Origin of the sequence: Ectopseudomonas alcaliphila (assembly GCF_900101755.1) — a bacterium.
GTDB lineage: Bacteria > Pseudomonadota > Gammaproteobacteria > Pseudomonadales > Pseudomonadaceae > Aquipseudomonas > Aquipseudomonas alcaliphila.
Genome location: NZ_FNAE01000001.1, coordinates 695,046 through 715,081, shown reverse-complemented (window position 1 = coordinate 715,081; position 20,036 = coordinate 695,046). Strand labels below are relative to the sequence as shown.

The 20,036-nt window shown below is 61.0% G+C and carries 21 protein-coding genes, 1 tRNA gene and 1 riboswitch; of the genes, 11 read left to right on the top strand and 11 right to left on the bottom strand.

The window, feature by feature from the left end; all coding sequences use genetic code 11:
- Nucleotides 1-263 precede the first annotated feature (263 nt).
- Nucleotides 264-491, bottom strand: coding sequence for a hypothetical protein (locus BLR77_RS25465; RefSeq protein ID WP_156085545.1), 228 nt, complete (start codon nucleotides 489-491; stop codon nucleotides 264-266).
- Nucleotides 492-809: 318 nt separating this feature from the next.
- Between BLR77_RS25465 and BLR77_RS24985 the strand changes: the two genes are divergently transcribed.
- From BLR77_RS24985 to BLR77_RS03455, 3 genes are all read left to right on the top strand, one after another.
- Entirely contained in the window at nucleotides 810-1,262 is a 453-nt protein-coding gene (locus BLR77_RS24985) for a DUF4760 domain-containing protein (protein WP_074675474.1), read from the top strand.
- 18 nt (nucleotides 1,263-1,280) lie between these two features.
- Complete coding sequence (locus BLR77_RS24980; protein WP_139202872.1) at nucleotides 1,281-1,520, top strand: hypothetical protein; 240 nt, start codon at nucleotides 1,281-1,283, stop codon at nucleotides 1,518-1,520.
- A gap of 92 nt (nucleotides 1,521-1,612) precedes the next feature.
- Nucleotides 1,613-2,140, top strand: coding sequence for a hypothetical protein (locus BLR77_RS03455; RefSeq protein ID WP_074675473.1), 528 nt, complete (start codon nucleotides 1,613-1,615; stop codon nucleotides 2,138-2,140).
- A gap of 18 nt (nucleotides 2,141-2,158) precedes the next feature.
- Here BLR77_RS03455 and BLR77_RS24975 read toward each other — a convergent pair whose 3' ends face one another.
- Entirely contained in the window at nucleotides 2,159-2,476 is a 318-nt protein-coding gene (locus BLR77_RS24975) for a hypothetical protein (protein ID WP_139202870.1), read from the bottom strand.
- A 457-nt stretch (nucleotides 2,477-2,933) separates the two neighbouring features.
- On the opposite strand from BLR77_RS24975, the gene BLR77_RS03445 reads away from it, so the two are divergent.
- The 6 genes from BLR77_RS03445 (at nucleotide 2,934) to BLR77_RS03410 (ending at nucleotide 6,667) form a co-directional block, all read left to right on the top strand.
- The gene (locus tag BLR77_RS03445) at nucleotides 2,934-3,152 is read left to right on the top strand and encodes a hypothetical protein (RefSeq protein ID WP_059390727.1); all 219 of its coding nucleotides are present in this window, start codon (nucleotides 2,934-2,936) and stop codon (nucleotides 3,150-3,152) included.
- Nucleotides 3,149-3,313 (top strand): Arc family DNA-binding protein, encoded by a 165-nt coding sequence (locus BLR77_RS03440; protein WP_013714357.1) that lies wholly within the window; start codon nucleotides 3,149-3,151, stop codon nucleotides 3,311-3,313. Before BLR77_RS03445 ends, BLR77_RS03440 begins: the two co-directional genes overlap by 4 nt.
- Complete coding sequence (locus tag BLR77_RS03435) at nucleotides 3,310-3,522, top strand: MerR family transcriptional regulator (RefSeq protein WP_013714358.1); 213 nt, start codon at nucleotides 3,310-3,312, stop codon at nucleotides 3,520-3,522. Before BLR77_RS03440 ends, BLR77_RS03435 begins: the two co-directional genes overlap by 4 nt.
- On the top strand, nucleotides 3,515-3,913 hold the full coding sequence (locus BLR77_RS03430; protein ID WP_074676752.1) for a hypothetical protein: 399 nt from the start codon (nucleotides 3,515-3,517) through the stop codon (nucleotides 3,911-3,913). The genes BLR77_RS03435 and BLR77_RS03430 overlap by 8 nt, the downstream gene beginning before the upstream one ends.
- Nucleotides 3,914-4,394: 481 nt before the next feature.
- Entirely contained in the window at nucleotides 4,395-5,642 is a 1,248-nt protein-coding gene (locus BLR77_RS03415; protein WP_074675472.1) for a hypothetical protein, read from the top strand.
- Entirely contained in the window at nucleotides 5,642-6,667 is a 1,026-nt protein-coding gene (locus BLR77_RS03410) for a phage integrase (RefSeq protein WP_074676750.1), read from the top strand. Before BLR77_RS03415 ends, BLR77_RS03410 begins: the two co-directional genes overlap by 1 nt.
- 25 nt (nucleotides 6,668-6,692) lie before the next feature.
- Here BLR77_RS03410 and BLR77_RS03405 read toward each other — a convergent pair.
- The 9 genes from BLR77_RS03405 to BLR77_RS03365 all read right to left on the bottom strand — a co-directional run bounded on the left by BLR77_RS03405 (nucleotide 6,693) and on the right by BLR77_RS03365 (nucleotide 17,458).
- Nucleotides 6,693-6,766, bottom strand: a tRNA-Gly gene (locus BLR77_RS03405).
- 85 nt (nucleotides 6,767-6,851) lie between these two features.
- Nucleotides 6,852-7,739: an alpha/beta fold hydrolase gene (locus tag BLR77_RS03400; protein WP_074675471.1), complete on the bottom strand. Its 888-nt coding sequence runs from the start codon at nucleotides 7,737-7,739 to the stop codon at nucleotides 6,852-6,854.
- Nucleotides 7,740-8,132: 393 nt separating this feature from the next.
- Entirely contained in the window at nucleotides 8,133-8,825 is a 693-nt protein-coding gene (locus BLR77_RS03395) for a pseudouridine synthase (protein WP_074675470.1), read from the bottom strand.
- Nucleotides 8,826-8,828: 3 nt separating this feature from the next.
- Nucleotides 8,829-9,032 carry a cysteine-rich CWC family protein gene (locus tag BLR77_RS03390; protein ID WP_074675469.1) on the bottom strand — a complete coding sequence of 68 codons (204 nt, stop codon included), beginning with the start codon at nucleotides 9,030-9,032 and terminating at the stop codon, nucleotides 8,829-8,831.
- Nucleotides 9,032-10,498, bottom strand: coding sequence for a sensor domain-containing diguanylate cyclase (locus BLR77_RS03385; RefSeq protein ID WP_074675468.1), 1,467 nt, complete (start codon nucleotides 10,496-10,498; stop codon nucleotides 9,032-9,034). Before BLR77_RS03385 ends, BLR77_RS03390 begins: the two co-directional genes overlap by 1 nt.
- A gap of 419 nt (nucleotides 10,499-10,917) precedes the next feature.
- Nucleotides 10,918-14,550 (bottom strand): urea carboxylase, encoded by a 3,633-nt coding sequence (gene uca / locus BLR77_RS03380; RefSeq protein ID WP_074675467.1) that lies wholly within the window; start codon nucleotides 14,548-14,550, stop codon nucleotides 10,918-10,920.
- Between the two features lie 252 nt (nucleotides 14,551-14,802).
- Nucleotides 14,803-15,438 carry an urea amidolyase associated protein UAAP2 gene (locus tag BLR77_RS03375; RefSeq protein ID WP_074675466.1) on the bottom strand — a complete coding sequence of 212 codons (636 nt, stop codon included), beginning with the start codon at nucleotides 15,436-15,438 and terminating at the stop codon, nucleotides 14,803-14,805.
- 10 nt (nucleotides 15,439-15,448) lie between these two features.
- Entirely contained in the window at nucleotides 15,449-16,177 is a 729-nt protein-coding gene (locus BLR77_RS03370) for an urea amidolyase associated protein UAAP1 (protein WP_074675465.1), read from the bottom strand.
- A 213-nt stretch (nucleotides 16,178-16,390) separates the two neighbouring features.
- Nucleotides 16,391-17,458: a putative urea ABC transporter substrate-binding protein gene (locus BLR77_RS03365; RefSeq protein WP_074675464.1), complete on the bottom strand. Its 1,068-nt coding sequence runs from the start codon at nucleotides 17,456-17,458 to the stop codon at nucleotides 16,391-16,393.
- 68 nt (nucleotides 17,459-17,526) lie between these two features.
- Nucleotides 17,527-17,626, bottom strand: a riboswitch (guanidine-I (ykkC/yxkD leader).
- A gap of 333 nt (nucleotides 17,627-17,959) precedes the next feature.
- Here BLR77_RS03365 and BLR77_RS03360 point away from each other — a divergent pair.
- Together BLR77_RS03360 and BLR77_RS03355 are read left to right on the top strand one after the other, a co-directional pair.
- Nucleotides 17,960-18,985: an isopenicillin N synthase family dioxygenase gene (locus tag BLR77_RS03360; protein ID WP_074675463.1), complete on the top strand. Its 1,026-nt coding sequence runs from the start codon at nucleotides 17,960-17,962 to the stop codon at nucleotides 18,983-18,985.
- A complete protein-coding gene (locus BLR77_RS03355; RefSeq protein ID WP_074675462.1) occupies nucleotides 18,982-19,914 on the top strand; it encodes a hypothetical protein in 933 nt (310 codons plus the stop codon). Before BLR77_RS03360 ends, BLR77_RS03355 begins: the two co-directional genes overlap by 4 nt.
- Nucleotides 19,915-20,036: the final 122 nt, after the last annotated feature.

The following is a 20,036-nucleotide window of genomic DNA, read 5'->3' as shown; positions in this document are numbered from 1 at the left end:
CTTGCCTATCGCTGTGTCGCACGATTACAAGTCAAGGGCGGCGCACCTGCGGATTCGAGTTGTTGATGCTGAACCGGGTCGCGTGAGGCTGGGGATAGATTTGATTCTTGGGCGGGGGAGGCGATTAGGGTCGCACTGAAAGCCGTCATGCCCGCGCAGGCGGGCATCCAGAACCGACGAATCATCTGGGCTCCCGCCTTCGCGGGAGTGACGATAAATGGCTTTTTCAGAACATCCTTAAATCAACCCTCTTTCATCAATGCTCATTGCTGTTTTGCCGAAGCGCTGGATTTTTGTACGAGCTTCGCTAGAGGCTGTAGCGACCAGAAAAACAGGAGCAACATCGTGGTGGCGAGATGGCTCAGTGCTTCCGAAAACTCGCCACTCCACAGATACAGTGCAAACAGGAAGCCGCTGTAGAGAGTGGCTGCCAGCAGAATCAGTCGGCACAGCTGGATGCTGCGTTTGGTGAAGAATTTGTGGTCGTTCATTGGGAATTCCTTTTCGCGGTGTGAAGCAACTGGCGCGAGGATACTGTGATGGCTGGCGGGAATCGAACCCTTTCCAGGCCTGTGCAGTGATCCGCAACGCCCGGCTTTACTGGCCTTGTAGCCTGCCCAAGACGGCATTTTTCCGCTATCCCTTGCAGTGTTTTCGACACTTTTTCGACACAACAGCTAGACAGTGCAGGTGTAGGCGCAGTAGCGTCTAGCTATGACGGCGTTGTGCCAGTGTATCGTCTCTATTGTTCTTTTTGAGATATGGCAAATTTTCTATTCTAATTTATATATAAACGGACTTAAAGGCATATGGAAGCTATACATGTAATGGCTATGGCGTCATCTCTCGGCGCTGCTCTGTCTGGTTTGGCTACAGCTACAGCAGTTTATGTCGCTTATAAAGTTCATCAAAGTCAAAAATTATTAGCGCAAAGACAGTTGTTGATTCCGTTATGGGATCACATGGCGACTTTGACGAAAATCAATCATCTTGATCCGGTAACGCCTGACATAATAAAGGTTGTCAATACTTTGGAGTTGGTTGCGCTTTGTTGTGAAGGTGGGATGATAGATGAGGGCGTCATAAAAAGAACATTTAGGGATCAGTTCACGGATCATTATGAGTCTGTGATGAAGTGTCAGATTGTCCCTGGGTTTGATCATGGTGGCGATACTCTTCTTAAGCAAAATAGAGCTGCTACACAGTTTTATCGGTCTTTAGAGGCTGAGAGGCTAAGTCAGGATAGTATTAAGAAACTTTAATAAGGAGAGGTTGATATTATGAAAGAAGATTCAATAAAGCAGGCGGTTTCGGATTTTTACAATAGTGGGGAAAGTCGCTACCAGAAAGAGTTTTCTATCTCAGGGAAGTCTGACGAATTTATCACTGTAACAATTAAGCGTACTAAGCTTGTTATGGCGAATGAAAGCCTTTCTTTTGAGGCTAGAGCAAATACTGTTTCTGCTCTCCCATCTGGTTCATCTTGTGGCTGTTGTGGAGGCTCAGGGCGTTCAAGCTAGCTTGGATGTTAATCGAGCGCTTCTCTCGTAGGCGCTCGATTTCTCGAACTTCATTTAGGTTGCTAGATTAATATATTCTGGTGGTTGCTGAGATGGCTGATTCTGAAGAGCTTCTTGTGTTTCCTGATATAGTGCCCGATAGCATTGTTAGAACAAGGTTGTGGGTGCACGAAAATAGCGATTTTAAGGATGAAGAAGCGATTTCCGATTTATTGGGTCGATTATACGACTATCCAGAGGATGATTTTTGCTTGTATGTATTGAGAGAGGAGTCAGTTGCTCCGCTCTTGGGTGCAGCAATCGATAATGGTGTCGTCTCTATATCTGAAGCTAAGGGGCACTATTATCCTCATCCAAAGTTTAAGCGTGATTATATTTGTATTAAGGAGTCCCTCATTCGTTGGGAATGGGAGCGCGAGGTTTTATTGAAGGGTAATATGTACTTTCAACACGCATTAAAGTTGACAGTTAAGGCGCGAAGAGAATTTGAGATGCAGCAACAGGTCGCCATGCACAAGGCCGCAGACTCCAATCCTTTAATGCTGCAGCCGAATTTCATGGGGCTAGGTGTTGACCTAAATAAAGCCTATTCGTGGCTTTCTCGGAAGATGAAGAAGTAAAGTTTTCGTTTTAATTTTTTATAGTGGGTTGAAGTTCCTGCTGGCATGGCAAAATCGATCATCGCTTACGTTGCACTTTCTTTTGAAATACTCTTTTGCTCTTTTACGGCACTCGCGGTATTCAATGCTTCCGCTTCTCTCATTCATACAAACTGTTGAAAAGATGATCTGGTTATTCTCAGTCATCCAATTGAATCGTTTTTGTGATTTGTAAGTTTTAAGCCCTTCACGCCTTTCAGAGGTGTAATAGCCAGTTTCTTGTCTAGGTGCCGCCATCGCTGTCATGCACGTACTTATAGCCATGAATGCGGCTAGGGCGGTTACGGCTGCTTTCATTATGTGTCCTTACAAGTGCTTTCCATTTTCCGGGCATACCAGCGCCTAGCTGTTTCCTGGGTGATCGCTATCCCGCGTTGGGTTGGCTCAAGTTTCGGTTGGCTTCGTCGTAGGCTGGGCTGGTTTGGCCGATCTCCGGCGCAGTCTTCCCGCTAGCCAGCCATAGGGCGTACTGGGGGTAAATCTTCACCAGTACGTCGATCTCGTCCGCGCTTACGCGTACAGCGCCCTTGCTGACGTTTCTCCACCGCTCGTAATCCCCGCCTTGTTCGCTTGCTTTTTTCGGGCCTACCAGCTTGATCAATACGCGTGCTCTATCGGCTGCGCTTTCCATATAGAAAATATTTCCTGAGTAGTAATTGCTCCATCGTGGGGGATGGGTAACAATCACTCTATGGGTAGCTATTACCCATGTCGTTGGTTGCTTATTAATGCCGAACATAGTGGATTAAAGCTTATGGATACGGAAGGTCTCGACCCGCAAAAGCTGCACGGTGCACCGCCCTTGATGCCGTGGCAGAAGTTCGCCGAGTGGATCGGCATGGGCGACGAACCCATCGTGGTACGCACCTGGGTAGAACGTAACTACCTGCCTTCGCAGAAGGTCGGCAAACGCACCATGGTCAACGTGGCGTTGCTGACCCGCCAGCTACTGGAACAGGAGTGGACGCTGTGAGCCGAACAGACCCGCAATTCAAGCTGCGCGTACCGCCCGAGCTGCGCGCCAAGATCGAACAGTCCGCCTTCGCCTCGCGCCGTTCGATGAACTCGGAAGTCGTCATTCGCCTGGAAGCGAGCTACGCCCAGGACAAGCCAGCAAAGGAGCCCACGCCATGACACACGTAATAGGCCGCGATCTGTGCGCCATCGATACCTTCGCCACCGCCTGCGGCGTTGAGGAACAAGAGGTGCGCGGTTGGGTACAGAACGGCACCCTGCCAAGCGTGAAGCTGGGCGATCAGCGCTTCATCAACGTCAGCCGCCTGCAGGCTGATCTGCTGAGCGGAAAGGACGCCTTTGACGCGGGGGACTATGACCATGACTAGCACTGGCCTGACCCTGGATGCCGCAAGCGCTATCGGCTACATCGGCCAGACCGTTCTGGTCGAACTGTACTGGGATGATGAACCGCAGACCGTCTGGCATTGCCTGCACATCGTCGGCGTCATGCTGCCCGTTGAGGGGGTGTATCCGCATGGTTGCTTCATGACCCTGGATTTGAACGGCAGCGACGACTTTCCGAATGAGGTGTTCTTTACGAACATCCGCACTATCAGGGCGATGCGGCACCGCGACCGGCATGGTTCCGGCAACGTACTGGGCCGTATGACCCTGACCCATTCCGCCGATGGTTCCGGGTCAGGGGCCGCGCTCCCGGCTCGTCGGAACAGCTCCACCGTTCCGGCGAACGGAAGCACGGGCGCAGCGAACCCTTGACCCCACGCCATGAAAACAAGCCTGACCACGGGAGAGTGGGGCAGCTTCACCGCCCCGCGCTCCCGAGCCCTCGGCGGCAAGAGTGGGATGACAAGGGCAAAGCCCTTGGTGTTGATCTTCAACGCCCGCCAGCACCGCGAAACCTCCACGTCTGATCCTGGGCGTTCCCGCCTGCATCTGCTCCCGCCCACACCTGAAACCCTGCCGGGCTTTCTCGCGTTGATCCTCTACCTGCTGCTGTCCGCCTGGGGGAATAACTGGGTCTCCATGATGAGCCCAGGAAGCCCCTCGCCGAGCGCCTGGACAGTGACAGACGAAGGATGCGGGCCGGCGGTGGGGTTGCGTGCGAGGCACGAGCGCGGGTGCGCGCCGCCGGCCCGCTGACGCCCCTGTAACACGTCAGAAAGTAAGACGAAAACTTCCGCAGTAATCAGCAATAGGTGACCAAGTGAAAAAGCCAAAAGACTTCCTGAGACTCGACATGCTGGCGCGTGAAGATGCAACTGGCCGGCTGTTCGTAGACCCGGGCAGCGCCCGTATCGTTGACCTGTCGAAAGTCCGCCTGCTGCACTGCGGCGTCGATACCGTTCGCCAGTTGTACCGTGGCCTGCTCCGGCCGGAGCTGCTGTGCCTGTTCGACAAACCCGGCACCATCGTCGACTTCGCGGGGGAGCGTTGGCATGCAGGCCGTGTCAGCAAGGATTCGGGCTACCAGTACAAGCTGCAGAACGCCGACCTGGGCTTCGTGCTGCTGCTCAAGAACTACAACGCCAAAGTCGAGAACATCGGCCCACACCTGAAAATCGAAGTGTCACCCCATGCCATCGACAGTCTGTCGCCCGAGCGCCTCCAGGCCCGCATGGATTTCTACGCCGAGCAGATCCTCACCCACATTGAACGCAACCAATGCGCGGTGCATCTCGCCCTGGATGTTCAAGGCTGGCAACCGCCCGCTGATCTGGTCGCCCGCATGCACTGCCGCGCCCGATCCGCTCGCGATATCTCTGGCATCAAGGAAATTACCTGGGAGACCAAAAGCAGCGTTTACGGTCGTGGTGAGACCTACATGTTCGGCTCTGCCGGTGGCGTCCAACTGGCGATCTACAACAAAACCGAACAGGCCAAGGCCACCGACAAGCTCGATTACTGGGAAGGCGTCTGGCGGCGTCGTGACAGCTTCGACGAAGGCGACCCGGACAACTACAACCGGGACCAGACCGTGTGGCGTATCGAGCTGCGTTACCACCATTCGGTGATCCAGCAATTCGCCAGCGGCTCGGTCGATCTGCACACCGGTAACGCCATCGACACGAACAGCTATGCCGCCTTCACACCGCACTTGGATGGCCTCTGGCGCTACGGCATGCAGCAATTCAAGTTGCTGGCTCGCCCTGGGTACTACGAACCGATCTGGACCCTGCTACGTGAAGACGCCCGCGTCGATCTGCCGGTCGATTCGCTGCTCGATGACACTGAGTACAAGCGCAACTACAAAACGTCTCGGGGCTTCTCCGGCAAGAACGTGGAACTGTTCCTGGGAAACTTCGTAAGCCTGCTGGCACGGGAGCGAGTGGGCGCTAGAAAGGGTTTTTACCGGCTCAAGGATTGGGAATGCTGGCCGGTGATTCGTGACCACTACGCCGCCAAGGGCATGGATGAGGATGGACTGTACAAGCACCTCAAGAACATCCTGGAGGAACGGCACGTAAGGTGGGGCAGGGCGATCTGATGGCGATCATCCAACAGCCTGACGGGCGCTGGAAGGTCGATGTAGAACCCATCAAGGGGCGGCGCTTCCGCAAGACGTTCAAGACCAAGGCTGAGGCGCAACGGTTCGAAACGTCCTGCAGGGCCAAGGTGATGGAAACGCCCGACTGGGCACCCAAGCCAAAGGACCGCCGCAAGCTCTCTGAGGTGTTCACCCGCTATTACGATCTGCACGGCCACACCCTGGCCGACTCCAAGCGCTTGAAGCAGGTGCTGGCGAACATCGCTCATGACCTGGGCGACCCGATAGCGGCCAAGTTCACCGCTGACCAGTTCTGCACCCTGCGCGGCAAGCTGCTGGTTGAAGGCATCAACGGCAAGACGCTGAACAACCGCCTGGGCTATGTTAAGTCGGTATTCAACGAGCTGCATCGCCTGGGCGATATCGACTACCCGAACCCGTTGGCCAAGGTGCGTCCGTTACGCCTGCAGGAACGCCCGCTGTCGTATCTGACCCAGGAACAGATAACCGAGCTGCTGGAGGCCTTCGACAACTACCCGAACTGCACGCATATGGCGCTGATCGCTCGCGTCTGTCTGGCCACCGGGGCACGTTGGGGTGAGGCTCAGGGGCTGGTGCCATCCAGGGTGAAGAATGGCGCCGTGACCTTCGCCAACACCAAGTCGAGACGCACCCGAACCGTGCCGATCGCGCCGGCTCTGGAGCGAATGCTGTTGGACTACTTCAAGGAGTACGGGGCGTTCCCGAACTGCATCCGGCATTTCAGTCGAGTGCTGCAATCGACCTCGATCACGCTACCGGCCGGACAAGCTACGCACGTTCTGCGGCACACCTTCGCCAGTCACTTCGTTATGGCCGGTGGCAATATCCTGACCTTGCAGAAGGTCCTGGGACACTCTTCTGTGACGATGACCATGCGCTATGCACACTTGTCGCCCGATCACCTGCAGGACGCGCTACGGCTGAATCCCATCGTCGACACTTTATCGACACTTCCAAAACCCGGAAATGAAAAAGCCCTGTAAAAACAGGGCTTTAAATCTGCGATTTTGGAGCGGGTGATGGGAATCGAACCCACGGCTCTAGCTTGGGAAGCTAGGGTATTACCATTATACGACACCCGCAGCGGGTGCCTTTATACCGGAACTCGGCGGGGAAATGAAGGGCGAACCGGCGCTTGTCGTGCAGCCGGTTCGCCTCTGGGCCGGTTCATATGGCCATGGCCTGCAGTTCCTGCAGCTCGCCGCGCGTCGGCAGTTGCAGGCGTTTGCTGGGGGCGTTGAAGAAGTCCAGCAGTACGCGTTGGGTCTGCAGCCAGGCGGCCTTGTGTTCCATGTCGAGGAAGTGGCCGGCGTCGTCGATCACGGCGAACTGGGCGTGGTCGATGTGCTGGGCGAATAGGCAGGCGTCTTCGACCGAGGTGTATTCGTCACGTTCGCCGTTGACGAATATCAGCGGAATGTCGATGGACTGCAGGCATTCCTTGCCGCAGTGCGCTTCCATGTTCAGCACCTGCTTGATGTGCGCGTACATCTGCCGGTACTCGTGCTCGGCGAGGGTGCTGACGTGCTTGTGGTTGAAGCGCTTGAACAGCGACGGCAGGTGCTTGCCGATGGTGCTGTTGACCAGCAGAGCGATGTTGTCGCGGTCTACCGAGCCGAGGAAGCGCAGGCCCTTGTGCAGGTAGTCGAGCATCGGCACGTTGAGGATCGGCGAGAAGGAGCAGATGGCGGCCTTCTCCAGCGTCGCCGGGCGTTGTGCCAGGGCGAGCAGGGAGGCGACGCCGCCCCAGGAGAAGGACATCAGGTAGTTGGCGCCGTAGTGGTCGATCAGCTTGAGCAGGATCGCCGCTTCGTCTTCCTTGGTGATGGGCGTGAAGTCGCTGTTGTGCGGCTTCGACTGGCCGGCATAGGGCAGGTCGAAGGCCACCACGTTGAACTGCGGCTGCAGGTACTTGACCGTTTGCGTGAACGAGGCGGTGGTCGCCAGAGAGCCATTGACCAGGATGATGGTCTTGCTTGCTGCCGGGTTGCCGTAGAACTCCGTGTGAACTTTGTGCTTCCTGTTGATCTCGACGACTGCGGTTTCTGGCCTCATGTCGTTTCCTCCTGGCGCAAGTGTGTCAAGGCGAGCGGGCGGCCGTTCGCATTTGATTGAGCAGTCAGAAAAGCGCCTGAGCGTGACAGCATGATGTCAGGCTGGAGATTTTTATAAGTATTGGAATTTCAATCAGTTAGGATCGAAACAGGCGAGCGCTCCAGGCCTTTTCAGGGCCTTGGAGAGGGCGGTGTTACCAGGCAGGAATCCAGTCGGCGCGGGGCGCCAGTAACTGAAAGAACGTATAGCTGTCTCGTAGTGACCGGATAGTCATCTCAAGACTTATGGTTCGATTCAAGCAGTTACCTTGCAGCCACGCAAGGGTGAGTCACATCTTTGTAGCTGATTGGGGCTGCCGTTGGTCGGGTAGTCGGATTGCGGGGCATGAGGCAATCAGACGCTGGCGATTTCAGCGGCGGTCAGGGCGCGGTATTGGCCGGGGGCGAGCTGTGGGTCGAGGACGATTTCGCCCATGCTTTCGCGGTGCAGGGCGACCACGCGATTGCGGAAGTGGCCAAACATGCGCTTGACCTGATGGTAGCGACCTTCGAACAGGGTCAGGCGGGCTTGGTGGCTGCTCAGTACATCGAGCTGGGCGGGCAGGGTGGTGAGGTCTTCGAAGGCGAAGTACAGGCCTTGGGCGAAGACCTCGGCGTACTCGGCGGTGATCGGCTGTTCGGTGGTGACGTGGTAGACCTTGGGTTTGCGCTGCTGCGGCTGGGTGATGCGCCGCGACCAGCGCCCGTCGTTGGTGATCAGCAGCAGGCCGCTGGTGTTCAGGTCGAGGCGCCCGGCCAGGTGCAGGTCATGCTTGTCCGGCTCGTCGAGCAGATCGAGTACGGTGCGGTGTTCGTCGTGCTCGGTGGCGCTGACCACGCCGACCGGTTTGTGCAGCATCCAGTAGCGTGCGCTGCGTCCGGCCTGCAGCAGTTCGTCATCCAGTTCGACGCGCTGGAAGTCGCGCACCTCATGGCGCGGGTCGTGAACCACCGCGCCGTCCACGCGCAGGCGGCCGGCGCTGATCAGCAGGCGGCTGTCCTGGCGGCTGAAACGCGGGAAGTTGCTGAGGAAGCGATCCAGGCGCATGGCTCAATCGTGCTCGCGGGGCTCAGTGGCTTTCAGTGCGCCGGCGCAGGCAGGGCACAGGCAGGCCTGGTTGCGTTGCTCGGGCGTCAGGCGCTGCAGCGCAGCCGGGTCGATCTGCGCCTCGAAGCACCAGCAGGGTTCGTCACGCCCGGCGGCGACGCAGCACTGGTTGACCTTGCCGCATAGCGGGCAGTGTTGGCTATCCATCAGTTATCGATGCAGACGCGGTCGCGCCCGGCCTGCTTGGCGCGGTACAGCGCACGGTCGGTGCGACCGAGCAGGGTGTGCAGGCTCTCGCCGGCTTGCCACTGGCTGAGACCGAGGCTGACGGTGACTTGCAGGCGCTGGCCTTCGATTTCATAGCGCTGTTCGGCGCATTGCTGGCGGAGTTTTTCCGCCAGGTCATGGGCGGCCTGGCGGTCGGTGTTCTTCAGCAGCAGGATGAATTCTTCACCGCCCCAGCGGCAGAGAATGTCGGACTGGCGCAACGTGCCGCGCAGTTGCTGGGCGAAGTCGTGCAACACCTGGTCGCCAGCGAGGTGACCGTGCTGGTCGTTGATCAGCTTGAAATTGTCCAGGTCCAGCAGCACGGCGCACAGCGGGCTGCTGTCGCGCTGCGCTTCCTGTAGCGCCTGTTCGGCGAGGATATCGAAGCCGCGACGATTGGGCAGTTCTGTGAGGCTGTCGGTGGTGGCCAGGGCGGCGATGCGCTGCTGGTAGCGACGAATCACCAAGCTCACCAGGGTCAGCACGATGGCGGTGACCAGCAGGCACAGCAGCAGGTTGATGTAGAGCCCCTGGCGGATGCCGGCCAGGGCCTTGTCCTGCTTGTCGACGAACAGGTACCACTCCAGCTCGGGGATGTAGCGCACGTTGAGAAAGTGCTCGCGGCCCTGTTCCCGATATTCGAACTGGCCGCTTTGTGGCGTAGGCAGTTTTTCCATCAGGCCATCGAGGCCGGGCACGTCGGCCAGCGAATCGCCGACCTTGGCGCCCATCGGCCCGCCCTGGGCGCCAGTGAGGGTGATGCGCCCGGTGGTGTCGACGAAGTAGACGCTGCGCTCGTAGCGCGCCTGGTACTCGTCGATCAGCTTGACCACGGCATCGACCGCCAGGCCGACGCCTGTGGCGCCGATGAAGCTGCCGTCGTAGTCCTGCACCTTGTAGTTGATGAAGATGGTCAGGCGGTCGGCATTGGCCAGGTCGACGTCGACGTTGATCTCGTAGGGCTCGTCGAGGCCGCGTACGCGGTAGTACCAGACGTCACGCGGTTCGTCCGGCTTGACCTGCTTGAGCACGCCCTTGGCCTGGTAGTAGGTGCTGGTCTTGTCGGAGACGAAGAAGCTGGTGAAGGCGCCGTAGTGCTCCTGTACTTCGCGCAGGTAGCGGGTCATCTGCCCGTTGTCCTGTTCGCCGGCCAGCACCCAATCACGCAGGAAGGTGTCGCGGGCCATCATCGAGGAGATGAGGATGGGGCGCACCAGGTCCTTCTGGATTTCCGAGTAGACAGTGTCGGAGGTCAGCGGCAGTTCGGTATTGATGATGCTGTCGCGGATCGAGTCGCGCGAGGCGTAGTAGCTCAGCAGCGAGGTGGTGAGAAAGCCGCTACCAAGCAGGAACAGGAGCAGTAACACCAGCGAGGTTTGCGTGTGCCGTTTGGGGCGCAGGGACATGGGTGAATCCGGCGGCGGGCTTTCGGCGCCATGCTAGCGTGCGGGACTGGGATAGCGCTAGTTGTGATCATGCTTGGCGTTGTGTAGCCCGGATGAAATCCGGGGTTATGCCAATCCGGCAAGGCTGGCAAACCAGCCTTGCATAGGAGCCCCGCCCCGGGGCGAAACTTTGCGCGTCCGCGTCAGACACCTTCGCGGCGGGACGCCGCTCCTACAGGTTTGGTGCATCGACATTCAACCGGGTGGAGCTGGGCAGGTGGCTGTTTTCCCGGATTGCATCCGGGCTACGGGGCTGTAGGAGCGGATTTATCCGCGATTGGGGTTGTCGGTATTGCGGTGTGTCATAAGGCGATCGCGGCTGAAGCCCCTCCCACAAGGGCTGGTCAGGCCCTGTGGGAGGCGCTTCAGCAGCGAGCTTTTCAGGCTTCTTCCAGCACCACCACGCGCTGCCCGGCGCGTACCGGCGAGCCGGGCTGCACACGTACCTCGCGCACGGTGCCGGCCACCGGTGCGGTCAGCGGAATTTCCATCTTCATCGATTCGAGAATCACCAGCACGTCGCCGGCCTCCACGCGCGCGCCTTGCTCCACCTGCACTTGCCAGAGGTTGCCGGCGATATGGCTGTCGATGCTGTGCTGACCGGCGCCCAGCGGGGCGTCATCGCCAAGTTCGGCGGCCACTTCCTCGACCTCGAAATGCGCCTGACCTGATTCGATCCAGCGCTGGCGTTCGGCATCGAAGGCTGCGCGCTGCTGCTGGCGGAAGGCGGCGATGCCGTCGGCTTCGTCATCGAGGAACTGTTGGTAGTCGGCCAGGGCCAGTTCGCTGTGTTCGATGCGCAGCGGGTAGCGGCCCAGCGGGAAGTCGCGGCGGATGCGCAGCAACTCGTCGGCCGACACCGGATAGAAGCGGATCTGGTCGAAAAAGCGCAGCAGCCAGGGCTTGCCGTCGAAGGCCTCGACCGCGCGGTAGCGGTTCCACATCTGCAGAGTGCGGCCGACGAACTGGTAGCCGCCGGGGCCTTCCATGCCGTACACGCACATGTAGGCGCCGCCGATGCCGACTGAGTTCTCCGCCGTCCAGGTGCGCGCCGGGTTGTACTTGGTGGTGACCAGGCGATGGCGCGGGTCGAGCGGGGTGGCCACCGGTGCGCCGAGGTAGACGTCGCCCAGGCCCATGACCAGGTAGCTGGCGTCGAATACTGTGCGGTACACCTCGTCCAGATTCGGCAGGTCGTTGATGCGGCGGATAAATTCCAGGTTGCTCGGGCACCAGGGGGCGTCCTTGCGCACGGTGGTCATGTACTTGTCGATGGCCAGCTGGCAGGCCGGGTCGTCCCAGGACAGCGGCAGGTGGACGATACGCGACGGCACCTTGAGGTCGCGGGCGGCGCAGACGGCGTCCCACTCGCCGGCGACGATGTCGAGCAGTTGCTGCAGCGCCAGGGTTTCCGGCTGGTAGTGCACCTGCAGCGAGCGGATGCCCGGTGTCAGGTCGATCACGCCGTCCAGTTGCTTGGCCTCCAGCGCCTGCATCAGCGCGTGGCCACGGAAGCGCAGCACCAGATCGAGCTCGGGCTGGCCGATTTCCAGTAGCAGATGGGTGTCGCCGGACAGGCGCGCGACCAGGCGGGTGTCGTCGGTGCCGAGGTCGAGGACGATGGGGGAGGTCAGCTGTGTAGGAGCTGGCTTGTCAGCGATCCGCGATGTTGGCTGATCGCCCGCGAGCGGGCTCCTACAGAGTTCTGCGTATTCGCGTGCATTGTTCCGTGCCAACTCCCGCGCGGTGACGATATCCACCGGCACGAAGCGCACCTTGTCGCCGGCCTTGAGCTGGCCGAGCTGCCACAGGTCGGCCTCGATGATGGTCACCAGGCAGACGAAGCCACCCAGGCTGGGGCCGTCCGGGCCGAGGATCACCGGCATGTCGCCAGTGAAGTCCACCGCGCCGATGGCGTAGGGGTTGTCATGGATGTTGGACGGGTGCAGACCGGCTTCGCCGCCGCTGTCACGCACCCACTCGGGCTTGGGCCCGATCAGGCGCACGCCGGTGCGGCTGGAATTGAAGTGCACTTCCCACTCGGTGGCGAGGAAGCTGTCGACATAGGCGGGTGTGAAATATTCCGGCGCGCCGTGTGGGCCGTAGATCACCCGCAGTTCGCGTACGGCCGGCAGGGCCGGGCAGAGTTCGACAGGCAACTGCGCGCCGCTGCTGGTATCGACGAGCGGCAGCAGGTGCAGTACGTCGCCGGCACGCAGCGCACGGCCGCCATGGCCGCCGAACTGGCCGAGGGTGAAGGTGCTCTTGCTGCCCAGGTAGTCCGGAACCTGGATGCCGCCGCGAATGCTCAGGTAGCTGCGCGCGCCGCTGCCTGCAATGGTGCCGAGCGTCAGGGTGCTGCCGGCCTTGATCAGCAGCACGGTGTTCAGTGGCTGGGCGAGGCCATCGATGCTCAGCGGTATCTCGGCGCCGGTAACGGCGACCACAGCGTCCGTGTTGAAGCGCAGGGTTGGGCCGCTCATGGTGAGTTCCAGGCCAGCGGCACCTTCTTCATTGCCGAGCAGACGGTTGCCCAGGCGCAGGGCGCGATCGTCCATCGGCCCGGAGGGCGGCACGCCAACGGCCCAGTAGCCGAGACGGCCAGGCACATCCTGCACGCTGGTCTGGGTGCCGGCGCTCAGTACCTCGAAGGTGTTGGCCTGGTAGACGAGCTTTTCCAGACAGCGCGTCCACGGCGAGCCACTGGCGAAGGGCGCGTCAGCCAGGATCTGGCGCAGGTAGTCGCGGTTGCATTCCACGCCGTACAGCACGGACTCGGCCAGGGCCTTGTCCAGCGCGGCGCTGGCCTGCTCGCGGGTTGGTGCCCAGGTGATCAGCTTGGCGATCATCGGGTCGAAGTAGGGCGGAATCTCGCAGCCGGCTTCGACCCAGGTGTCGATGCGCAGCGCCTTGCCGTCGGCTTCGGAGAAGCTCACGGCAGTCAGCAGGCCAGGGCTGGGCTGAAAATCCCGGCCCGGGTCTTCGGCATACAAGCGTGCCTGGATGGCATGACCGGATGGCTTGAGCGTCTTGGCCAGTTCACTGAGCGGCGTCAGATCGCCGGCTGCCAGTTCGATCATCCAGCGCACCAGGTCGACGCCCCACACCTGTTCGGTGACGCCGTGCTCGACCTGCAGGCGGGTGTTCACTTCGAGGAAGTAGAAGTGCCGCGTCTCGCTGTCGTAGACGAATTCGACGGTGCCGGCGCTGCGGTAATTCACCGCTTTGGCCAGCTTGATCGCTGCGGCGCACAGCTCATCGGCCATGCCGGTGGGCAGGTTCGGCGCCGGGGTTTCTTCCAGCACTTTCTGGTTGCGGCGTTGCACCGAGCAGTCGCGCACGCCGAGGGCGAGCACCTCGCCCTGTCCGTCGCCGAACACCTGTACTTCCAGGTGGCGGGCGCGCTGGATGTATTTCTCGATAAACACGCCGCTGTCGCTGAAGTTGTTCTGCCCCAGGCGCTTGACCGCCTCGAAGGCGTCACTCAGTTCCTCTGCGCTGCGGCAGACGCGCATGCCGATGCCGCCACCGCCAGCGGTGCTTTTCAGCATCACCGGGTAGCCGACCTGTTCGCCGGCCTTGAGTGCGGCGTCGAGGTTTTCCAGCAACTCGGTGCCTTCGAGCATCGGCACGCCGTGCTGCCTGGCCAGGGCGCGGGCGGTGTGCTTGAGGCCGAACACGCGCAGTTGCTCGGGCGTCGGGCCAACGAAGGCGATGCCGGCCGCTTCGCAGGCTTCGGCAAACGCCGCGTTCTCGGAGAGAAAACCGTAGCCGGGGTGGATGGCTTTAGCGCCGCTGTTTTTGGCGGCAGCGAGAATCTTCTCGACCACCAGGTAGGTTTGCGCGGCCGGGCCGTCGCCGAGGGAGAAGGCTTCATCGGCCTGCTGGATATGCAGGCTGGCGGCGTCGGCTTCGGAGTACACGGCTACGCCGCCGACGTTCAGTTCACGCAGGGTGCGCAGGATGCGGCAGGCGATGGCGCCACGGTTGGCGATTAGCAGTTTCTCAAACATCAGGATGACCCTCGAAGGTCATGGCGGGCCGTCCCGCCGTCATTCGTCATGTGTCACGGTCGTCCGTGGCAGAAAAATCCGGGTGGCGCGTGTTGCATATGTAGGAGGCTTTAACCGCGAACCGGCAAATCCGGTGGATGTAGAAAGCGACATCCACCCTACGGGTATCGCGGCTGAAGCCGCTCCTACGGGGTCGACTTTTGTAGGGCGGGTGAAACCCGCCGGGCCTTGGCGGGTTTCACCCGCCCTGCGTCAGTTCCAGACCAGCACTTCGGCGGGGGTTGGGTTCCAGCCGTTGCAGGGGTTGTTCAGTTGCGGGCAGTTGGAGATCAGCACGATCACGTCGGTCTCGGCGCGCAGCTCCACGTATTTGCCGGGCGCGGAGATGCCGTCCTCGAAGGTCAGGCCGCCTTCGGGCGTTACAGGAACGTTCATGAAGAAGTTGATGTTGGCGCCAATGTCGCGCTTGCTCAGGCGGCCGTCGTGCAGGCTGGCGCGCAGGAAGTTGTCGCGGCAGCTGTGCATATAGCGCTTGTCCAGGGCGTAGCGCACGGTGTTGCTTTCCTGGGCGCAGGCGCCGCCGAGGGTGTCGTGGCGGCCGCAGGTGTCGGCGACTATGGTCAGAAGCGGCGTGCCGAGGTTGGAGTAGAGCACCGTGCCGGTGGTCAGGTAGACGTTGTTCTGCTTGCGCAGGGTGCGCTGCGGGTCGAAGCGCTCGCGCGGGTTTTTCGCGGCGAAGAACAGGGTGTCGATCGCCTGGTTGCCTTCCAGATCGTGCAGACGCAGGGTCTGCCCGGCCTTGACCTCGAACAGGTAGGGTTCGCCCGCCGGGATGGTGTGGCGGAACACGGCGGTTTCGGGATGCAGGTTGCTTGCGATCAGGCTCATGTCGGCATCCTCAGAGGTACTGGCGTTCGGTGTTGTGAAAGCCGCGGCCGTTCTCCGGGCGCGAGGTGCGGCAGAGCACGGTGATGCCGTCGCTGTCTACCTTGCTCCAGGTCAGTTGCACCGGCTTGGGGGCGTACTGCGGGTTGGGGTCCATCGGGTGCTGCAGGGCGGTGAGCACCACCAGGCAGTCCATCGGGGCGTACAGCTCGATGTAGTCGCCGGCCTTGCTGTTGTCGGGCTGGAAGTGGAAGGCGCCATCGGCGTCGACGTCCACGCGGCTGAACAGGTTGAGGTTCATCAGCAGGTCGAGCAGGTTCAGGTCCCACTTGCCCATTTCCACCAGCAGGTTGTCCATGCCGTTGCGGAAGAAGCCGTTGCGCAGCTCCTGGTAGCGGCCCTGGCCGTACTTCTCCAACACCTCGTCGGCATTCAGCACGCCGCCGAAGCTGTCGTGCCAACCGCAGGTATCGGCCGTGATGGCGGCCAGCACCTTGCCCATGTCCGAGTACAGGCAGTGCCCGCCGGTGAGCTTGGCGGTGTGCTGGCACTTGAGGGTGTCGGGCAGGTTCAGGCGCTCGCTCTTTTCCGCTGCGTTGAACAGCAGCAGGCTGACGTTGGCGCCGCCTTCGAGGTCGGTGATGCGTAGCAGCTGGCCGCGTTTGAGCACGAAGGAGGTGTGGCCGCCGCCGGGTACGGTTTCTTCGTACAGGGTGGGGCGGAGAAGGAGGGCAGTTGTCATGGGGACCTCGAGATCAAAGCCTGGTCGTCAGGCGCCGGCAGGGGCGCCTGATCATTGTTGCGATACGGTTTAGGGCGGCTCTAAAAACGTTGGCGAGGCAGTCAGCACAAGGCAAAAACAGGCGAAAAAGCGGAGTTTACGAGTAGTAAATGAGCATTTTGAGCCTGTTTTTAACGCAGTGATGGCAACGCAGGTAGTTTTTAGAGTTGCCCGTCAGAGCTTGCCGTCGACGGCCATCTGCACGTAGCTCGGGTCGAAACGCAGCTTGATGTTGGCGCTGTCGCCGGTAGTCACGCCGCCCGCGAAGGTCATGCCGATGGCGTCGGCGCTGCGCGCGCCCTCACCGAGGATGCCGTGCTCGAAGCTGAAATTGGCGACCTTGGTCATGGTCTCCGGCAGGGCCGGGCTGGTGACGAAGTCCAGGGTTTCCTGCGGCGTGTAGAACAGCTTGGTGGTTGCCAGCTGGGCCTGGAAACCGGCCAGGTCGGTGCCGGAGGCCTTGGCCATTTCGGTCAGGGCGTCGGTGGCTTCGGGGGTGCCGGCCTGCATCAGTTCGAGAATCTCGAACCAGGCGCCGACCAGGGCTTTGCCGAAGTCCGGGTTGTCCTGCAGGGTCTGGGTGTTGACCACCATCATGTCGAGGATTTCACCGGGGATCTTCGAGGAATCGAACACCTGGGTGCTGCCGGGCTGAGCGATGATTTCGGCGAGCATCGGGTTCCAGGTGGCGGCAGCCTGTACGCTGGGGGTGGTATAGGCGGCGATGATGTCGGCGTCGGAGGTGTTCACCACCGTCACGTCGCGCTCGCTCATGCCTGCCGACTCCAGCGCCCGGGCGAGGAAGTAGTGGGATACCGACAGCTCCACCAGGTTGATGCGCATGCCCTTGAGGTCGGCCAGGGTCTTGCCCTCGCCCTTGATCAGCAGGCCGTCGTTGCCATTGGAGTAGTCACCGACGATCAGCGCGGTGCTGTCCACGCCACCGGCGGCGGGAATGGTCAGGGCGTCCATGTTGGTCATGGTGCAGCCGTCGAACTGACCGACGCTGTACTGGTTGATGGACTCGACGTAGTCGTTGAGCTGCACGACATCGATGTCGATGCCGTATTTCTTCGCCCATTTGTCGACGATGCCGGAGGTGCTGGCATAGCCCCAGGGCATCCAGCCGGCGTAGAGCGTCCAGCAGACGCTGAAGCTGTCTTTCTTCTCGGCATGAGCGCTGAAGCTGAGCAGCGCGGCCAGACCGGCAGCGGCGAAGGAGAGCAGACGGTACTTGCGCATTTGGAACCTCCAGTCTTGGTGAGTACGGGCAGGAGTCGCGGCACGTTTCGAATGGTTCGAAAGGCGCGTTCTCCCGGGCTTTTATCCCGCCGTGTAACCTCACTGGAGGTCGATGACTCTCGGACCAGTCACCCGCTTGCGCGGATCGGAACCCTAGTCATCCATTTCGCAAATTGTGGTGCCGCGATTCCGGGAAAACCCGGTTAGAACCTGCACACCCAGGCTTTAGCGAATAGCGTGCCAGCTCGCCGAGGCCCGTGTTTGGGCGCTCTGGCGAGGCTGCTTGTGGTTCGCGTGCTGCCTGATGGGGCTTTCGGGGTGCGAATTGCACCGTTCGGGGGCGATTTGGCTCGCGGCATCGCGCCCTGGCGGCGTTAGGGCGGTGGCATGGAAATCGCTATCGACCCAGTTGCAGAGGAGGCCTTGCTGCCGCCTTCGGGACGACCCGATCCGCTGCTCGTCTGGACGACCAGGTAACTCACTTGTTCAAGGGAGATTGCCATGGCGCATACCCATTTCACCTCCATTCCTCTGATCGACGTTTCCGGTCTGTATGCCGACGACCCTGCCCAGCGTCAGCGCGTTGCCGATGAACTGGGGCGCGCAGCCCGTGAGGTCGGTTTTCTGCAGATTACCGGGCACGGCATTTCGCGTGAGCTGCGCGACGGTTTGATCGAGCAGGCGCGCAGTTTCTTCGCCCGTCCGCTGGACGAGAAGATGCGCTTCTATATCGGCCAGTCGAGCAACCACAGCGGTTACGTGCCGGAAGGCGAGGAGCAGTTCGTCGGCGGCAGCAAGGATCTCAAGGAGGCCTACGACGTCAATTACGACTACACCGAGGCGGCGCAGGTCTATCCGCTGCTGGGGCCGACGCAATGGCCGGACTCGGCGGACTTCAAGCGCGAGGTCAGTGCTTACTACCGCGCTGCGCTGGCCCTGGGCGACACGCTGTTTCGTGGTTTCGCCCTGGCGCTGGGGCTGGCTGAGGATACTTTCGCCGGCATCACCCGCCATCCCACCAGTCAGCTGCGCATGATCCATTACCCGCTCGACCCCGATCCGGTGGCTGATCGCCCCGGCATCGGCGCGCACACCGACTACGAGTGCTTCACCATTCTGTTGCCGACCGCCGAAGGCTTGCAGGTGCTCAACGGCGACGGGCAGTGGATCGACGTGCCGCTGGTGGAGGACGCCTTCGTGATCAATATCGGCGACATGCTCGAGGTGCTCAGCAACGGTCATTTCGTCGCCACCTCGCACCGCGTGCGCAAGGTCAGCGAGGAGCGTTTCGCCTTCCCGCTGTTTTGCGCCTGCGACTACCCGACGCGCATCGCGCCGATTGCCGGCCTGCCGGCGCGCGGTGAGCGTGTGTACGCGCCGGTGAGTTGTGGCGATCACCTGTTCGCGCAGACCGCGCAGACCTTCCGCTATCTGCGCGAGCGTCTGGAGGACGGCTCGCTGAAATTGCCGGATGGTGCGGCGGGTTTGTCCAGCTTTGGTCAAGGCCGTCGGGAGGTGACGGCATGAACCTGCTGGAACTGGTCGCACGTTACCCACAGCGCGCCGAGGGTGGTGTGCCGGACTGGATGCTCGGGCACTTTCGCCGGCGCACCATCAGCTTCGCCGATGGCCGCAGCGACCAGCGCACGCAGGTGCACTGGCTGCAAAGCCGCAGCTTCACCCTCGACCTGCGCCTGCCGGAGGTGCCCGCGCTGCCGGTAAGGGCCTGGCAGGACTACGACGCCGCTGAGTTGCGCCAACTCGCCAATCATGAAGGCTGGGTGGCCGACAGCGTCTGGGAGGACGGCTACCTGAGCTGGCATGGCGGCGTGTCCCTGCAACTGCACAACCGCTGGCCGGAGCCGGCGCAGTTGCAGCGCATCGGCAATTGCATGATCGAGTTCGGCACCAGCGGCGCCTATGTCGAGGACTGGCGTTTGCAGGCCAGCAGCGGGCCGTTGATCGGCCTGCGCCTAGTGGAGGAATGCGACGCCGAAAGCGGCGAGGTGCTGCAGCGCGGTGGCGGCCTGATTCTCTGTGGCGAGCAGCTTGGCTGGGTTCATGGGCGGGCGGTCGAGCTGGCTGAGTCAGCGCTGCAACTGCGCGAGCGGGTCGAGCTGGCGCAAGGTGATGGCGAGGCTTTGGCGGCGTTGTTCGACTGCGAGGCCTCGTTGGCCTACGCCGATCAGCAGGGGCGTTATCAGGTGGCGCTGTCCACATTGCCGGCGCGGGTAGGGCAGATGGTTTCGCTTGAGGGCTTCGAGCTGTCGGCGGCCGGGCGTGTGTGCCAGTACCTGCAAAGACCGGAGGGCCGTGCGGTGGTGCGCACCTTCCTTATCGATACGCTGGAACCCGATTGGCGCGCCGATCTCGCCACGCCGACTACCGACGAGGCGCAGCGCTGGTTTGCCGCGGAGGGCGAAACGCTGTCGCGGTATCTGGAGGTGTTGAGTTAGCCGGGTGGTAGCCGCCTGATTCACCGCTGAAAAGCTCGCCGCTGAAGCGCCTCCCACGGTTTGGCTCCGGTCGATTTGTGGGAGGGGCTTTCGGCTCTGGCATCCTGCTTCGCTCTACCTCC

What these genes read in the sequence shown, in the direction of transcription:
- BLR77_RS25465 (WP_156085545.1), bottom strand. Translation starts at nt 491, where the DNA reads ATGAACGACCACAAATTCTTCACCAAACGCAGCATCCAGCTGTGCCGA.
- BLR77_RS24985 (WP_074675474.1), top strand. Translation starts at nt 810, where the DNA reads ATGGAAGCTATACATGTAATGGCTATGGCGTCATCTCTCGGCGCTGCT.
- BLR77_RS24980 (WP_139202872.1), top strand. Translation starts at nt 1,281, where the DNA reads ATGAAAGAAGATTCAATAAAGCAGGCGGTTTCGGATTTTTACAATAGT.
- BLR77_RS03455 (WP_074675473.1), top strand. Translation starts at nt 1,613, where the DNA reads ATGGCTGATTCTGAAGAGCTTCTTGTGTTTCCTGATATAGTGCCCGAT.
- BLR77_RS24975 (WP_139202870.1), bottom strand. Translation starts at nt 2,476, where the DNA reads ATGAAAGCAGCCGTAACCGCCCTAGCCGCATTCATGGCTATAAGTACG.
- BLR77_RS03445 (WP_059390727.1), top strand. Translation starts at nt 2,934, where the DNA reads ATGGATACGGAAGGTCTCGACCCGCAAAAGCTGCACGGTGCACCGCCC.
- BLR77_RS03435 (WP_013714358.1), top strand. Translation starts at nt 3,310, where the DNA reads ATGACACACGTAATAGGCCGCGATCTGTGCGCCATCGATACCTTCGCC.
- BLR77_RS03430 (WP_074676752.1), top strand. Translation starts at nt 3,515, where the DNA reads ATGACTAGCACTGGCCTGACCCTGGATGCCGCAAGCGCTATCGGCTAC.
- BLR77_RS03415 (WP_074675472.1), top strand. Translation starts at nt 4,395, where the DNA reads ATGCTGGCGCGTGAAGATGCAACTGGCCGGCTGTTCGTAGACCCGGGC.
- BLR77_RS03410 (WP_074676750.1), top strand. Translation starts at nt 5,642, where the DNA reads ATGGCGATCATCCAACAGCCTGACGGGCGCTGGAAGGTCGATGTAGAA.
- BLR77_RS03400 (WP_074675471.1), bottom strand. Translation starts at nt 7,739, where the DNA reads ATGAGGCCAGAAACCGCAGTCGTCGAGATCAACAGGAAGCACAAAGTT.
- BLR77_RS03395 (WP_074675470.1), bottom strand. Translation starts at nt 8,825, where the DNA reads ATGCGCCTGGATCGCTTCCTCAGCAACTTCCCGCGTTTCAGCCGCCAG.
- BLR77_RS03390 (WP_074675469.1), bottom strand. Translation starts at nt 9,032, where the DNA reads ATGGATAGCCAACACTGCCCGCTATGCGGCAAGGTCAACCAGTGCTGC.
- BLR77_RS03385 (WP_074675468.1), bottom strand. Translation starts at nt 10,498, where the DNA reads ATGTCCCTGCGCCCCAAACGGCACACGCAAACCTCGCTGGTGTTACTG.
- uca (WP_074675467.1), bottom strand. Translation starts at nt 14,550, where the DNA reads ATGTTTGAGAAACTGCTAATCGCCAACCGTGGCGCCATCGCCTGCCGC.
- BLR77_RS03375 (WP_074675466.1), bottom strand. Translation starts at nt 15,438, where the DNA reads ATGAGCCTGATCGCAAGCAACCTGCATCCCGAAACCGCCGTGTTCCGC.
- BLR77_RS03370 (WP_074675465.1), bottom strand. Translation starts at nt 16,177, where the DNA reads ATGACAACTGCCCTCCTTCTCCGCCCCACCCTGTACGAAGAAACCGTA.
- BLR77_RS03365 (WP_074675464.1), bottom strand. Translation starts at nt 17,458, where the DNA reads ATGCGCAAGTACCGTCTGCTCTCCTTCGCCGCTGCCGGTCTGGCCGCG.
- BLR77_RS03360 (WP_074675463.1), top strand. Translation starts at nt 17,960, where the DNA reads ATGGCGCATACCCATTTCACCTCCATTCCTCTGATCGACGTTTCCGGT.
- BLR77_RS03355 (WP_074675462.1), top strand. Translation starts at nt 18,982, where the DNA reads ATGAACCTGCTGGAACTGGTCGCACGTTACCCACAGCGCGCCGAGGGT.